This window comes from Streptomyces sp. NPDC031497 (assembly GCF_055580905.1).
In genome coordinates, this window is the sequence record NZ_JBVIKO010000010.1 from 105,181 (window position 1) to 118,876 (window position 13,696).

A 13,696-nucleotide genomic window follows, 5' to 3' on the forward strand; every position below is an offset into this window, starting at 1 on the left:
TGGAGCGATGACCAGTGACCCAAGGCCGGAGGCCGAGGTCGCCGCCGAGTTGATGAAGGCGATGACCCGGCTGCGGGCCCGGCTGCGCACCGAGTCGGCCCCCAGTGACATGCGGTGGAGCTGGTCGCAGTTGACCACGCTGGGCCGGATCGTCGAGGAGGGCCCGGTCACGGCCAGTGAGCTGGCGCAGGCCGAGCATGTGCGCCGCCAGTCGATGGCCGAGACGCTCGCGTCGCTCCGTGCCGGGGGCCTGATCGCCAGCAGCAGGGATCCCGGCGACGGCCGTAAGACCCTCATCCACGCCACGCCCGAGGGGCAGGCCCTGTTCGGGATGATCCCGGTCGCCCGGGCGACCTGGCTCGGCGCGGCGATCGACGCGCATCTGCGGTCGGACGAGCGGGAGACCCTGCTGAAGGCCGCGGCGATCATGAACAGGATCGCGGACAGCGGGCGGTGACGGCCGGGCCGGGGTTTCGGCACATGGCAGAGGTGCCCCTCCGGGTGGGAGGGGCACCTCTGTTGTCCGGCCTCAGGCGGTCTTGGTCAGCGCCTGGAGTTCGCCGGTCTCGATGACGTGCGCCTGGCTCGGGAAGACCTTCTCCGTCAGGACCCGGTGGACCTCGGGGTCCGGGTCGCCGGTCGCGTCCTTGAGGACGTAGAGCCCGAAGTCGTCGTCGGCCGCCTGCCGGAGGGTCGTCAGCACCACTCCGCCGGTGGACAGTCCGGCGAGGACCAGGGTGTCTATGCCCTGCTTGCGCAGCAGTTCACGGGCGTCGGTGGTGCTGGCGAAGGCGCTGATACGGGTCTTGCGCACGGTGATGTCCCGCTCCCGCACCTCGAACGACTCGTGCAGCGCGGCCTCGGGGCTGCCGTCGGCGAGGAACCCGCTCTGCGCGACGGGCGCGAAGGACTTGTTGAGCTCGGGTACGGCGGCGAAGTCCTCCGGGGCGAAGGCGACCCGGACGTGGACGACCTGGACGTCGTTCGAGCGGGCCCAGGACAGGGCATCGTGGGCGCGGGCGAGCGCCTGGTCCGGGTCGGGGACGGCGGCGAGGACGGCCGGCTGGAAGTCCATGAGGAACAGGGCCGTGCGGGTGGGGTCGAGGTGCGGGACGGTGCTGGTCATTACCTGAACTTTCTTGTTTTGCCGGCTGGTTCCGGCTGGTTCCGTACGGTTGAGGAGAGTGGTCAGGGGGTGGGGCGCCGGTCGGTGTGTGCCAACTGCCGGTCGAGGACCGTCATGACGAGGACGACGGCGGCGATGCCGACCAGTGCCCAGGAGATGTGCCGCAGACCGGTGTCGTCGACATGCGTGTGGAACGCGGTGCCGGTGATGGCCGCCGAGGCGATGGAGCCGATGTAGCCGAAGGTGCGCAGCAGTCCGGATGCGGTGCCGACGCTGTCGTGCGGCGCCTCCTGGTACAGGACCGTCTGGTTCGCCACCGTGCCGGCTCCCGAGGTGAGGCCGAACACCGCGGTGATCGCGACCACCACGGCCACGGGCGTGCCGCCGTCCACGAAGACGGTGGCGACGGCGCCCACGAGCAGCAGCAGCGCGGAGACGACCAGCGGCGCGCGGACCCGGCCGCGCCGGGACACCACCCGGGCGGAGACCGCCGACAGGACACCCATCGGGATGAGGACCAGGCCCGACTGGTAGGCGGTGAGCCCCCGGGAGGCCTCCAGCCACTGGGTGAGCCCGTAGAGGATCACGTAAGTGCCCAGCAGGGTGAGGCCGTTGCGCAGGTAGGTGCGGGTGAGCGCGAGGTTCGAGGCGAGCAGCCGGACGTTCAGGAAGGGGTTGGCGGCGCGCAGCTCCCAGGCCACGAGGGCGGCGGCGATCACGACGGACACGCCGAGGGCCGGCCACTGCGGGGCGGGAAGCGAGGACAGGAACACCAGCAGCGCGGTGAGCGCCCCGCCGAAGCCGACGATGCCGGCCAGGTCGAGGCGGGAGACGAGGGTGCGCGCCGACCGCCCGCGCACCCGGTCGGTGTCCTTGGGGATCCAGACCGCGGCCATGACGAAGGCGGTCACCGCCACGGGGACGTTGATCCAGAAGGCCGTCTGCCAGCCGAGCCGGCCGACCAGCAGGCCGCCGATGGCGGGGCCGACGGCGACGGTGGCGGCGCCCGCGATCGCCAGGCCGCCGAGGACGCTGCCGGGCGGCTGCTGCATGCCGGTGGCCTTGGCCCGGCGGCGGATCAGCAGCATCGCGGAGGGGTAGCCGGCGGAGGTGCCGGCCCCGATGAGCACCCGGGCCGCGACCAGGGACGGCATGTTCTGGGCGGCCGCGCCGAGGACACCGCCCACCAGGACGAGGACGATGCCGGCGAAGAACACCCGGCGGGGCCCGAACTCCTCGGCCAGCCGCCCGGCCGCCGGCTGGGCTATCGCACTGGTCAGATACAGGCTCGATATCAGGATCGCGGTGCCGCCCACGGAGGTGTGCATCGCGGCCGCGATCGCCACCAGGGCGGGTGCGATCACCGAGCTGTTGATCGGGTTGAGTACGGCGCCCATGTACAGCGGTGTCACGAAGGAGGCCCCGAAGGGCTTGCCCGGCGGAGCCTTTTCCTGCTGTACGGAGGCGACGTCGGCGGTGGTTCCCAAGGTGCTGCTCCTCCCGTCCCGCATGTGCGGCCGCCAGAATTAGGCAGGCTACCTGTCAAACTATAGCAGGCTGCCTGCCTATCTGGGCGGAGGAGGCGCCCCGGTCGTCGGCCGCACCCACCGACGCGACCGGATTCGGTGGGGTGCGGCCGGGGGTGCCGGTGGGGTGCGGCCAAGGGTGCTGGTGGGGTGGGGCCGGGTTTCGGTGGGGTGCTGGTGGGGTGCGGCCAAGGGCGCCGGTGGGGTGCCGGCGGGAGGGTTACGGCCGGTCCCGTCGGCGGGGCTACGGCCGCAGCACGATCTTGCCGTGGGTGTGCCGCCGCTCCAGGTCGCGGAACGCGTCCCGCACCTGCTCCAGCGGGTAGGCGCGGGCGATCGGCACCTCCAGCTCCCCCCGCGCCGCGAGCCGGGCGAGTTCACCGACCACGACCGCGGACGCCGCCGAACCCTCTCCGTAGGTCCGCGCGCCGACCTTGGCCGCGGCCTGCCAGTCGCGGATCGTGTTGATCCGCTCGGGCCGCACACCTAGCTCCACCGCCAGCTCCACGTAGCCGTCGCCGAAGGTGTCGATGAACGCGTCGACCTTCCCGCCCGCGGCCCGGCGAACCCGCTCGGTCACGCCTTCCCCGTACGTGACGGGAACAACGCCCCGCTCCGTCAGCCAGGCATGGTTCCGCTCGCCCGCCAGCCCGATCACCGTCGCGCCCCGCCGCCGCGCCAGCTGCACGGCCAGGGACCCCACGCCGCCCGCCGCGCCGGAGACCACGACCGTGTCGCCCGGGCCAGGGTCCACCGCGAACACACTGGCGTACGCGGTCGTGCCGGCCACGTACAGCGACCCGGCCACGTCCCAGGGCAGCCCCTCGGGACGGGAGACCACGTTCACGTCGTCGACGACGACGAACTCCGCGTGGCTGGCCCGGTTGTGGGTGAAGCCCAGGACCTCGTCGCCCACCGCGAAACCGCGTACCTCGGGGCCGGCCTCGGCCACCACACCGGCCAGATCGCTGCCCTGCCCGGAGGGGAAGGCCGCCGGCCAGCGTCCGTGCCGTGCGCCCTCGCGGATCATCACCTCACCGGGCTGGATCCCGGCCGCGCGGACCTCGACCAGCAGCTGCCCGGGGCCGGGCACCGGCCGCTCCACCTCCTCCACCCGCAGCACATCGATCCCGCCGTACGCGTGGAACCGCACCGCCTTCATCGCGTGATCACCGCTCTCCTCCGGTTCGGACAGGCCTCGACGGCCCTGTGCCGCATGCCGCACAGCGACCGTGCCGACGCGTTCAACGGCTCGAGGACGGAGCTGTCTTCCCGGAAAGGCGATCCGATGACGGCGGTGGCGTGGTCAGGCCCCGTCGCCACCGGGGGCGGGGGCGAACGAGACGGTGCCCTGGGCGACCGCGCACACCGTCTCGCTGCCGTCGCCGCTCACACTGGCCAGCTCGCAGCGGCAGACGGCCAGGGCGCGGCCCGCCCGCACCACCTGGGCCCGGGCGCGCAGGAACTCCCCGTCGGCCGGGCGGACATAGTCGATGACCGAACGCGGGGTCGCGGTCCTCGACACGGCCCGGCCGGAGATCGACCGCTTCAACGCCGAGTTGCACGCCCTGCTCGGCGCCGACCGCTTCACCGACACCGCCGCCGCCCTGCACAGCCTGGCCCACTGGGAACCCTGAGCCTGGTCACCGGTCGCGCCGCGCCCGGCGCGCCTCAGCCAGCGCGGGCAGCAGGGACAGCGCGACGATCACGCCGACCAGCGGCAGCAGATAGCGGTCGATGTGCGAGACCGACGAGCCCAGGGCGAAGCCGGCCAGGACGAAGGTCTGCGACCAGAGCACACCACCGACGGCCTGCCAGAGGGTGAACGGCCGCACGGGCACCCCGAGCGCCCCGGCCGCCGGATGCAGCACCGACCGCAGCACCGGCACGAAGCGGCCGATCACCAGCGCCTTGCCGTACCCGTAGCGGGCCAGCAGCCGCTCCGCCCGGGCCGCCCCAGACTTCAGCCGCCGACTGGAGGTGCGGGCCAGCAGCGGGCGCCCGCCGTGCCGCCCGATCAGATAGCCCACCTGGCCGCCCGCCACCGCACCGACGGCCGCGCACACCAGCACCTGCCACAGTTCCAGCCGGGGCGGCTGGTCCGCGCTCGCCGCGCACAGCACACCGGCCGGGAAGAGCAGGGTGTCACCCGGCAGGAAGAAGCCGACGACCAGCAGCCCCGACTCGGCGAAGATCACCACCAGCACGGCCAGCGCACCGAAGGCGGCGAGCAACGAGGCACTGTCCGTCGGATTGACGGCGATCACCGTCGTCACCTCCCCGTCCCGTACGCCGGTCGCTTCCTTCAAGTGTCACGTGCCGACCGCCGGGGCGCTGGCCTGTGACACTCGGGTGCGGTCAGGACGAGGGGTAGCCGAGCTGGCGTCTCATATAGGGGGTCATGAGGGTCTTCGCCTTGGCCATGACGGTGGCCCGGGTGCCGAGGACCGCGCTCTCGCCGAGCGGCACGGGCAGCACGGTCACCCCGTCGGCCGGGCCGAAGGGCACGATGAGCGGGGTGCGGTGGACGGCCCGGTAGGCGCGCGGCTTCTTGCTGTGCCGCCCCGAACTGCGCAGGTAGGAAAGGATGTTGTGGGCGGCGACCTCGGCCTGGGCGAGTGCGGCCGGGGTGACCTTGAGCTCGCTGACGTCGTTCACGTCACCGACCGCGAACACGTCCGGCCTGCCCTCGACCCGGAGCGTCCGGTCGACCTTGACGTGTCCCGTCCCGGTCAGCCAGTCGCCGTGCCCGGCCAGGCGCAGCCAGAGGGTGTTGGGGGTGGTGCCGGTCGCCCAGAAGGAGAGGTCGGCGGCGAGAACCTCGCCGTGGGCGTCGCGGTAGGTGCCGAAGTCGGCGCCGGGGGCCATGAAGGCGTCCAGCAGGACCGTCACGTCGTGGGCCGTCAGCCAGGCCCGGGCCTTGCGGCCGGCGCGGGCGCTGCCCGTGGAGTGCAGCAGCTCCTGCCCGGAGTGCGCGAGGGTGACCCGGGCGTCCGGCCGGGCCAGCCGGATCTCGGCGCTGAGTTCGACGCCGGAGGGACCGCCGCCGACGACCAGGACGTGGTCGGCGGCGGCGATGTTGTGCTGGTGCTCGGCGAAGGCCTTCGCGGCCTCGTCGGGGGTGGAGCCGACGAAGCGGGCCGGTTCGGGGTAGTCGGCGCCGGTGGCGATGACCAGCACGTCGTAGGGCAGCCGGTTGCCCGTGGCGAGGGTGACCTGGCGCTCGACGGTGTCGACGCGGACCGCCTTGCCCACGACCACACGGCCGTTGGTGAGCAGCTTGTCGTACGGGATGAACGGGGCGCCCGTCCACTCCGGGCGCACACCCGCCCGCAGCGAGGCTATACGGTGAAAGAAGACCTCCTTGCGGTCCACGAGCGTGACATGCGCCGCCGTGTCCAGCTTCTTCGCCAGTCGTATGCCCGCGTAACCGCCGCCGATCACCACTACGTTGCCGTCCCGCACAGCGATTCTCCTGAGCCAGGTGGGGGGAATGGCGGCGAGCCTAACACTTGAAACATCAAGCGCAGGGTGGGTTCTGTGAGAGTGCTGTAAAGACGCCCACGGCCGGTGCGGTTCGGCAGTCGGGAGGTTCGGCGGCGTCCGCTCTCTGGCTCAAGTCGCCATCAGGGGGCGGCCGGCGGGCTCTGCGGCGGTGGGGGCGTCGGGCGGCCGCCGTGCAGCCGGCGGGTGACCTCGGTCAGGTCGGCGATGAACATGCCCGCGAGTTCGGCGGTGAACCCGGTGCGTACGACGAGACGCAGGACGGAGACGTCCTGGCAGGGCGCGGGGAAGGTGTACGCGGGCAGGTGCCAGCCGCGGGCGCGCATGGCCTGGGAGACGTCGAAGACCGTCAGGCCCTCGGTGCCGGGCGCCAGGCGGAAGGCGAAGGCGGGCAGTTCGGAGCCGTCGGTGACCAGTTGGTAGGGCGGGATGCCCTGGATGCGGGTGGCCAGGGCACGGGCCGTCGTACGGTTCTGGGCGGCCAGGTTCCGCAGCCCGTCGAAGCCGTATCGCAGGAAGCTGTAGTACTGCGCGACGACGTGTGCGCCCGGGCGGGAGAAGTTGAGGGTGAAGCTGGGGGAGCGGCCGCCGAGGTAGTCGACCTCGAAGACCAGGTCGTCGGGGAGGGCCTCGGCGTTGCGCCACAGGGCCCAGCCCAGTCCGGGGAAGACATGCCCGTACTTGTGTCCCGAGGTGTTGATGGAGGCGACCCGTTCGAGCTGGAAGTCCCAGAGCAGCCCCGGGTCGAGGAAGGGAGCCACCATGGCGCCGGACGCGCCGTCGACATGGACCGGGATGTCGGTGCCGGTGGCTGCCTGGTATCCGTCCAGGGCCAGGCAGATGTCCGAGACGGGCTCGTAGGAGCCGTCGAAGGTGGACCCGAGGACGGTGACGACACCGATCGTGTTGTCGTCGCAGTAGGCGGTGAGCGTGTCCGGCGTCAGGTGGTAGCGGCCCGGTTCCATCGGGACGTAACGCGGCTCCACCTCGAAGTAGTTGGCGAACTTCTTCCAGCACACCTGGACGTTCGCGCCCATCACGAGGTTCGGGTGTGCGGTGTCCTTGCCCTGGGCCCGTCGGCGGTCCTGCCAGCGGCGCTTGAGCGCGAGGCCGCCGAGCATGGCCGCCTCGCTCGAACCGGTGGTGGAGCAGCCGCGGACCTGCTCCGGGTACGGCGCGTGCCAGAGCCGGGCGAGCATCCGTACGCAGCGCTCCTCCATGGCGGTGATCTGCGGGTACTCCGCGCGGTCCGCGAGGTTCTTCTCCGCGGTCTCCGCCATCAACTGCCGTGCCTGCGGTTCCATCCAGGTGGTCACGAAGGTGGCGAGGTTGAGCCGCGCGTTGCCGTCGAGCATGAGCTCGTCGCGTACTCGGCGGCCGACGAGGTCCGGCGAGGACGCGTTCGCGGGCAGTTCGTCGACGGGCAGGAGCAGGTGGTCGACGGGCGGGAGCAGGTGGTCGCTGGGCGAGAGCAGGTGGTCGACGGGCGGGTGGTCGTCGACGGGTGGGCGGTCGGGTCCGGGCGAAGCGGTCAGGGTGTCGAACTCGGGTGCGGTCATGACGTCGGTATGCGGGATGGGCATGAGTGCCTCGATGCCTTTCTGGTCCGTACGGCCCCCGTGCACTCCGAAGCTAGATCGCTTTTCGGTCCGGCATCTGTGCCGATTACACCGATCCAGTGATCGATTTGCGGACTGATGAACTGGATTTTCCCATCCACATACTGGCCGGGCCGGCAGCGTGCCCCGACAGGCCCAGCGGCGGCCCCGGTCCCGGCCCCGGGCGTCCCGGACACGTATGGGAATCCTTCATGGAGCCCTGAATGGGTCGAGCAGCATTTCTCCACCCACAAGTTCGTCGCCTTCCGCCGAAGCCCGAGGATCTACGACGCGTTCTTCCCTCGCGAAACGATCCCGCCGCCGCGCCAGCCCGACGAAGCCGACGCGGAAACACGGTGGAGCCCATTCCGCACCTGCCACCGCTGCTGAGCCTGAGTACAGCCGGGTCGTGAGGTGGCCCAGATGGAGGGTCACACGGTGAGGGCGCCGCCGACGAAGGTACGTTCTGGCGGTGACGCCACGAGTTCGACCATGGTGCCGGCGCGGAGGTCATCGCCGACGACGCGCGTGATCGCGTCGGTGAGCGCGGTGCCGAGGCGCGCGGTGATCTGGGCGGCGTCGGGGCGGTCGAAGACGCCGGCGCGGACGCCCAAGATCACCGAGGCGTTTGTGTCCACGGCCTTGCCACCCTGCGCGAAACGGCCTGCGGGGACTCCGGCCAGGCGGACGCTGACGAGGTCGTGGGCCCACTCGCCATAGACGTCGACGACAGCGTCGGTCAGTGCGGCGACCAGCAGGGATTCGTTCCCGGTCAGCCTGTTCTCTGGAAGGTGGACGGTCAGATGCGGCATAGTGGACCTCGTTCCCTTTGAGTCCAAAGTCTTTGCTTTTAAAGGTATCTGGAAGAGGTTGCTGATGTCCACGGAATCGGACGGTCCAGCCGTCAATGAGGCCGTCCGCACCCTGCTGTTGCTCATGCCACGGCTCGTGGGCCGCGCCAAGCGTCTGCCCATACCTCCGGCGCTCCAGGGTCTGGACCTGGCACCGCGACACCTCGCGCTGCTGGCCCACCTGGAGTACGACGGCCCCACCAGCATCAACGAGCTGGCCGCCCGGCTGGAGGTGGCCCCGACGACCGTCAGCCTCATGGTCAGCGAGCTGTCACGGCCGGGCGTCCTGCAGCGCACCGCCGATCCCGCCGACCGCCGTCGCCGCATCATCGCCATCGCCCCCGCCTACGCCGCACCGATCGGCGAATGGCTTTCTGGCAGCGCCTCTGCCTGGGAAAGCGTCATGCGCGGTCTCGACCCCTCGGAACGCGCCACAGTCATCACCGCCCTGCACGCCTACGAGGCCGCCCTGGAGCAGGCGGGCGACCAGCATCGGAACGCGCGGCTGCGTTAGCGGGCTTGGCGGAGTCGGCATGGTGCGGCCTGCTGACACAGTCGCTCTCGCTTCTCACCAACGTTTTCCCGCCTCGAGATCGCTTGGTACTCCATGTCCCCAGCGGACTGATCACGCGAGTCCGTAACCACATGGACGGCTCAGAAGTCGCCAGCGTCAGAGCCTGACGGCCCCACCAGTACAGCGGAAGCCCGACCTGAGGCCGGACAGCACTCAACCTGTTCGGTCCTGGCCCCCGAGATTTGTCTCGACGAACCAAGGCCCCGCGTCTCACCCAATGCAGTCCACGCGGGTCAGCGAGGCGCGGACGACCGACTTCGTTGAGACAGGACAGCGCCTCAGGGCGCCGGGTCGGTGACCGGCCGGGGAGCCGGGAGGGCGGCGATTCCGGCGCGCAGGAAAGCCATCGCCGTCTCGATGTCGCGCTCCTGGGGGGCGTGGCACATCACCTCGCAGACGACCGCGGCCGCGGCGGCGGCCGCCATGCGCGGGCCGAAGTCGTCCGGGGCCTCCCCCCGCTCCTCCGCGAGGATGCGCGTGCCCTCCTGGATGACCTCCGTGAGGCGGGTGTTGGCGACCGCCCTGACCTGCGGGTTGAGTTCGAGCATCCGGTCGTGGAGGTCGTCCAGCTCGCCGTGGTCGGCGGCCTCGGTCCGCAGCCAGTGCTCCAGCGAGTCCACGATCGAGTGGCCCTCCGCGCGCTCCCGCAGCGCCGCGCCCAGCCGGTCGGTGAACGCGTCGAACCGTGAGGTCGCCAGCTCCAGCTTGGACGGGAAGTACAGCGTGACCGTGCGCGGCGCGACCTCCGCCGCCTCGGCGATGTCGGCGATCGTCGTCGCCTCGAAGCCCCGGTCGGCGAACAGCCGGTACGCCGACCTGAGGATCGCCTCCCGGCGGCGTGCCTTGGAACGCTCTCGCAGACCCTCGCTCATCATGACCGACACTTTACCATCGGCGGCGTATTTACAGTCGACTGTAAAAATGCCGTACGTTGTTGCAAGCGGAGCGAGTGAGCGAGTGAGAGGGAAGAGGAACATGGCGTCACGCCTGTACACCTGGGGGCGATGGGCAGTACGCCGTCGCGGCTCGGTCATCGCGGTCTGGGTGTTGCTGCTCGCCGTCGTCGGTGGTCTCGGGATCACCCTGCACGGCAAGGTGACCACCGAGTTCTCGGTGCCGGGGATCGAGTCGCAGCAGGCCCAGGAGCTGCTGAAGAAGGAGTTCCCGCAGGCCTCGGGGGGCGTGGCCCGGGTGGTCTTCGCGGCCCCCGAGGGCGGCCGGCTCACCGCGCCCCGGACCGAGGCGGCCCTGAAGGCGAGCCTGAAGAAGGCGGGCCGGGTGCCGGGCGTCCTGGACGTCTCCGACCCGCTGAAGACCAGGACGGTCGCCGCGGACCTGCGGATCGGCTACGCGGACGTCCGCTTCCGCCAGCCGGCCAGCGATGTGCCGCAGACGTCCAAGGACGCCCTGGACCGCGCGATGGCCCAGGCCCGGCACGCCGGTCTCACGGTCGCGTTCGGCGGCTCCGCGATGGACGCCAAGACGGAGGTCGGCGGCCCCGCCGAGGTGGTCGGTGTCGTGATCGCCTTCGCCGTGCTGGCCCTGGCCCTCGGCTCGCTCATGGCCGCCGGACTGCCGCTGCTGACCGCCCTCGTGGGCGTCGCGATCGGTGTCCTGGGCGTCCAGTTCGTCTCCCGCTGGGTCGAGATGACCAGCACCGCCACCGTGCTCGCCCTGATGATCGGGCTGGCCGTGGGCATCGACTACGCCCTGTTCATCATCTCCCGCCACCGCGAGCAACTCGCCGACCCCGACCAGGATGTGGCGGACTCGATCGCGCGTGCCGTGGCCACGGCCGGCGGCGCGGTCGTCTTCGCCGGGGCGACCGTGATCATCGCGCTGGCCGCACTCGCGGTCACCGGCATCCCGTTCCTGACCGTCATGGGCCTGGCAGCGGCCGCCACCGTGCTGCTCGCCGTGCTCGTCGCCGTCAGCCTGGTGCCCGCCGTCCTGGGCCTGTTCGGCGAACGGCTGCGTCCCCGCGCCCGCCGGACCGAGGGGACGGAGCGGACCGAGGGACCCGAAGGGCGCCGGCGCGTTCCCGGTTCCTGGGGCCTGGCCTGGGGCCGCGCGGTCACCCGCAAGCCCCTGCTGGTCCTCCTGGCCGGTACGGTCGGCCTGCTCGCGCTCGCCGTGCCCGCCCGCGATCTGCGCCTCGGTCTGCCCAGCAACGCCTCGCAGCCCGTCGACAGCACCCAGCACAAGAGCTACGACCTGCTGACGGAGGGGTTCGGGCCCGGCTTCAACGCCACGCTGACCGCCGTGGTCGACATGAACGGGATCCCGGCCGCCGACCGCACCTCCACCGTCAAGGCGCTGAGCAAGACCCTGGCGAGCGACCGCGGGGTGGCCGTCGTCGCCCCGGCGGTCACCAACGCCGACTCGACCCTCGCCGTCGTCGCCGTGGTCCCCAAGACCGGTCCGGACGCCCAGGCGACCACCGACCTGGTGCACCGGCTGCGCGAGAACGCGTCCACCGTCGACAAGGCGGGCGGCACCCTCTACATCGCGGGTACGACGGCCGCCGCGATCGACGTCGCGGGCAAACTGTCCGACGCGCTGCCGCTGTTCGTCGCCATCATCGTGATCCTGGCGCTGCTCCTGCTGACCATCGCCTTCCGGTCCCTGCTCGTCCCCGTCAAGGCCGCCCTGGGGTTCCTGCTGTCGGTGGCCGCCTCCCTGGGCGCCACCGTGTGGGTCTTCCAGGAGGGCCACCTCAACGGCGTACTCGACATCCCCTCGGCCGGCCCGGTCACCAGCTTCCTGCCGGTCCTGCTCATAGGCGTGCTCTTCGGACTGGCCATGGACTACGAGGTCTTCCTGGTCAGTCGCATGCGCGAGCACCACGAGCACACGGGCGACGCGGCCGAGGCGGTGACGCAGGGCGTGGCCCGCAGCGGCCGCGTGGTGAGTGCCGCCGCCCTCATCATGGTCGCGGTCTTCGGCGGGTTCGTCTTCAACCACGACCCGATCATCAAGTCCATCGGTTTCGCCCTGGCGTTCGGTGTCCTGGTCGACGCGTTCGTGGTCCGCATGACGCTCGTACCGGCGGCGATGGCCCTGCTCGGCCGCCGCGCCTGGGGCCTGCCCGGCTGGCTCGACCGCATCACGCCCGACGTGGACATCGAGGGCGCGAGGCTGCCGCGACAGGCACCGGCGGAGCCGGAGCGGAAGGAGCGCGAGGAGCACGAGGAGCACAAGGAGCACGAGGAGCACGAGGTGGCCGCGAGCTGATCGGGGTACCGCGGGCGAGGACGACGGCGGCGGTCAGGGCGTCCGCCGGGAAGGCGGTCAGGCCGGGCAGGCCGGGGATGTTCCGCGACGCGTTCGACATCCCGCTGATCACGCTCGTGGAACTGCCCGGTTCCTGTCCGGGGTCGGCCAGGAGCACGGCCGGACCGGTCAGAAAAGCAGGCCGGACCTGCGGCGTGAAGCTGCTGTGCACGTACCGCGACGCGACGGTGCCGAGGATCTCGTGTCGCGGGGCCGGCGACGCCGCTACGGGAGCGCCGGTCCTGTCGCCGCCGGTGCGCGCGCACGGCAACCCGCCGACCCGGCAGAGGAGTTCACCGAACCGGCCCGGACGTCTCGGCCCGACGCCGTACCGCGTGGAGCTGACGGGTCAGCAGGGCCGCGTGCGCGCCGGACGCGATGACGAGCCGCCGGTAGGCCCAGCCCGCAGGCCCGGGGAACTCCGCATAGGTGCGCGCGCCGAGCACCGTCCCGCCGTCCCGCTCCTCCAGGGCCAGGACCAGCGCGTACCGCGAGAACCGGTGGCGGCCGGTGAACCGGACCAGACGCCCGGGCACCGACTCCGCCACCTCGAAGCCGGGCAGTGTCGAACCCTCGGTGAGCGGCTCTCCGGAAGACCGCCGCGGTTCGGCTCCCACCAGATGCCCGTACACCTCGAACCCGGAGGGTCGTGCGGACCCACGGCCGCCGTACACCCGCACCAGGGCCCGCCACACGGTGGCGGAGGAGGCCTTCACGAACACGGTGTGCTCGTCGATGAACGGCGGTTCGTCAGCCATGGGTCGCGTCTCTCCAGACATGTGGTGGGGCCGCGCCGAGCCCGGGCATCAGCCGACCGCGGATACGGCGGAGCGTGGCACCGTACTCACCCACCACCTGCCACTCGACGGACCGGCCGGTCCGGGCGGCGAGTTCGCGGGCGAGCACCACCGGGAACCCTTCCCTTCCGGGTGCCGACGCCACAGCCGGCCGCGGTCGACTCGCCCAGGTCGCCGATGCGTACCGGCGGCCCGGACCCGTCTCCCACCGACCCCTCGGGTGGGTCGGCGGCCGATGGAATCCCCTCGGTCCTCGAGCGCATCCACAGTCCCTGAGCGGCGGCGACGGGCAACCGGAGGGGGTTCGTGAGGCCGTCCTCGTGGTGGGGAACGCCGTACCGGTGGGGGGCTCACGGTCCGCGAACACCCGCATGTCGGCGGCGACCGCCTGCGCCCGTCGCTGCGTCGCCGTACGGCGCTCAGCTCCCATGGCCGCAGCATGACAGT

The 13,696-nt window shown here is 71.6% G+C and carries 14 protein-coding genes; 4 read left to right on the plus strand and 10 right to left on the minus strand.

Annotated features, from left to right (window positions below):
* Positions 1-7 precede the first annotated feature (7 nt).
* Complete coding sequence (locus ACZ5K7_RS22175; RefSeq protein ID WP_393845819.1) at positions 8-457, plus strand: MarR family winged helix-turn-helix transcriptional regulator; 450 nt, start codon at positions 8-10, stop codon at positions 455-457.
* A gap of 72 nt (positions 458-529) precedes the next feature.
* On the opposite strand, the gene ACZ5K7_RS22180 is transcribed toward ACZ5K7_RS22175, so the two are convergent.
* The 4 genes from ACZ5K7_RS22180 to ACZ5K7_RS22195 all read right to left on the minus strand — a co-directional run bounded on the left by ACZ5K7_RS22180 (position 530) and on the right by ACZ5K7_RS22195 (position 4,177).
* Positions 530-1,126, minus strand: coding sequence for a cysteine hydrolase family protein (locus ACZ5K7_RS22180; protein WP_351698479.1), 597 nt, complete (start codon positions 1,124-1,126; stop codon positions 530-532).
* A 62-nt stretch (positions 1,127-1,188) separates the two neighbouring features.
* Entirely contained in the window at positions 1,189-2,613 is a 1,425-nt protein-coding gene (locus tag ACZ5K7_RS22185) for an MFS transporter (RefSeq protein ID WP_468915471.1), read from the minus strand.
* 283 nt (positions 2,614-2,896) lie between these two features.
* A complete protein-coding gene (locus ACZ5K7_RS22190) occupies positions 2,897-3,814 on the minus strand; it encodes an NADP-dependent oxidoreductase (protein WP_351698483.1) in 918 nt (305 codons plus the stop codon).
* 144 nt (positions 3,815-3,958) lie between these two features.
* Complete coding sequence (locus ACZ5K7_RS22195; protein ID WP_351698485.1) at positions 3,959-4,177, minus strand: acyl-CoA thioesterase domain-containing protein; 219 nt, start codon at positions 4,175-4,177, stop codon at positions 3,959-3,961.
* On the opposite strand from ACZ5K7_RS22195, the gene ACZ5K7_RS22200 reads away from it, so the two are divergent.
* Positions 4,146-4,289 carry a hypothetical protein gene (locus tag ACZ5K7_RS22200; RefSeq protein WP_351698487.1) on the plus strand — a complete coding sequence of 48 codons (144 nt, stop codon included), beginning with the start codon at positions 4,146-4,148 and terminating at the stop codon, positions 4,287-4,289. The genes ACZ5K7_RS22195 and ACZ5K7_RS22200 overlap by 32 nt on opposite strands.
* A gap of 6 nt (positions 4,290-4,295) precedes the next feature.
* Here ACZ5K7_RS22200 and ACZ5K7_RS22205 read toward each other — a convergent pair whose 3' ends face one another.
* The 4 genes from ACZ5K7_RS22205 to ACZ5K7_RS22220 form a co-directional block, all read right to left on the minus strand.
* Complete coding sequence (locus ACZ5K7_RS22205; RefSeq protein WP_468915690.1) at positions 4,296-4,919, minus strand: DedA family protein; 624 nt, start codon at positions 4,917-4,919, stop codon at positions 4,296-4,298.
* A gap of 91 nt (positions 4,920-5,010) precedes the next feature.
* Complete coding sequence (locus ACZ5K7_RS22210; protein WP_468915473.1) at positions 5,011-6,117, minus strand: NAD(P)/FAD-dependent oxidoreductase; 1,107 nt, start codon at positions 6,115-6,117, stop codon at positions 5,011-5,013.
* Positions 6,118-6,278: 161 nt separating this feature from the next.
* Positions 6,279-7,715, minus strand: coding sequence for a glutamate decarboxylase (locus ACZ5K7_RS22215; RefSeq protein WP_468915475.1), 1,437 nt, complete (start codon positions 7,713-7,715; stop codon positions 6,279-6,281).
* A gap of 470 nt (positions 7,716-8,185) precedes the next feature.
* A complete protein-coding gene (locus ACZ5K7_RS22220; protein ID WP_351698493.1) occupies positions 8,186-8,638 on the minus strand; it encodes a tautomerase family protein in 453 nt (150 codons plus the stop codon).
* On the opposite strand from ACZ5K7_RS22220, the gene ACZ5K7_RS22225 reads away from it, so the two are divergent.
* Positions 8,631-9,119, plus strand: a complete 489-nt coding sequence (locus ACZ5K7_RS22225) for a MarR family winged helix-turn-helix transcriptional regulator (protein ID WP_351698495.1) — start codon at positions 8,631-8,633, stop codon at positions 9,117-9,119. The genes ACZ5K7_RS22220 and ACZ5K7_RS22225 overlap by 8 nt on opposite strands.
* A gap of 338 nt (positions 9,120-9,457) precedes the next feature.
* Here ACZ5K7_RS22225 and ACZ5K7_RS22230 read toward each other — a convergent pair whose 3' ends face one another.
* The gene (locus tag ACZ5K7_RS22230) at positions 9,458-10,054 is read right to left on the minus strand and encodes a TetR/AcrR family transcriptional regulator (protein ID WP_468915477.1); all 597 of its coding nucleotides are present in this window, start codon (positions 10,052-10,054) and stop codon (positions 9,458-9,460) included.
* Positions 10,055-10,154: 100 nt separating this feature from the next.
* Between ACZ5K7_RS22230 and ACZ5K7_RS22235 the strand changes: the two genes are divergently transcribed.
* Positions 10,155-12,413, plus strand: coding sequence for an MMPL family transporter (locus tag ACZ5K7_RS22235; protein WP_468915478.1), 2,259 nt, complete (start codon positions 10,155-10,157; stop codon positions 12,411-12,413).
* A gap of 332 nt (positions 12,414-12,745) precedes the next feature.
* On the opposite strand, the gene ACZ5K7_RS22240 is transcribed toward ACZ5K7_RS22235, so the two are convergent.
* Positions 12,746-13,210 carry a hypothetical protein gene (locus ACZ5K7_RS22240; RefSeq protein ID WP_468915480.1) on the minus strand — a complete coding sequence of 155 codons (465 nt, stop codon included), beginning with the start codon at positions 13,208-13,210 and terminating at the stop codon, positions 12,746-12,748.
* Positions 13,211-13,696: the final 486 nt, after the last annotated feature.

Excerpts from the sequence above, each read along its gene's own strand:
- ACZ5K7_RS22175 (WP_393845819.1), top strand. The coding sequence starts at position 8 with ATGACCAGTGACCCAAGGCCGGAGGCCGAGGTCGCCGCCGAGTTGATG.
- ACZ5K7_RS22215 (WP_468915475.1), bottom strand. The coding sequence starts at position 7,715 with ATGACCGCACCCGAGTTCGACACCCTGACCGCTTCGCCCGGACCCGAC.
- ACZ5K7_RS22235 (WP_468915478.1), top strand. The coding sequence starts at position 10,155 with ATGGCGTCACGCCTGTACACCTGGGGGCGATGGGCAGTACGCCGTCGC.
- ACZ5K7_RS22180 (WP_351698479.1), bottom strand. The coding sequence starts at position 1,126 with ATGACCAGCACCGTCCCGCACCTCGACCCCACCCGCACGGCCCTGTTC.
- ACZ5K7_RS22230 (WP_468915477.1), bottom strand. The coding sequence starts at position 10,054 with ATGATGAGCGAGGGTCTGCGAGAGCGTTCCAAGGCACGCCGCCGGGAG.
- ACZ5K7_RS22225 (WP_351698495.1), top strand. The coding sequence starts at position 8,631 with ATGTCCACGGAATCGGACGGTCCAGCCGTCAATGAGGCCGTCCGCACC.
- ACZ5K7_RS22240 (WP_468915480.1), bottom strand. The coding sequence starts at position 13,210 with ATGGCTGACGAACCGCCGTTCATCGACGAGCACACCGTGTTCGTGAAG.
- ACZ5K7_RS22200 (WP_351698487.1), top strand. The coding sequence starts at position 4,146 with ATGACCGAACGCGGGGTCGCGGTCCTCGACACGGCCCGGCCGGAGATC.
- ACZ5K7_RS22190 (WP_351698483.1), bottom strand. The coding sequence starts at position 3,814 with ATGAAGGCGGTGCGGTTCCACGCGTACGGCGGGATCGATGTGCTGCGG.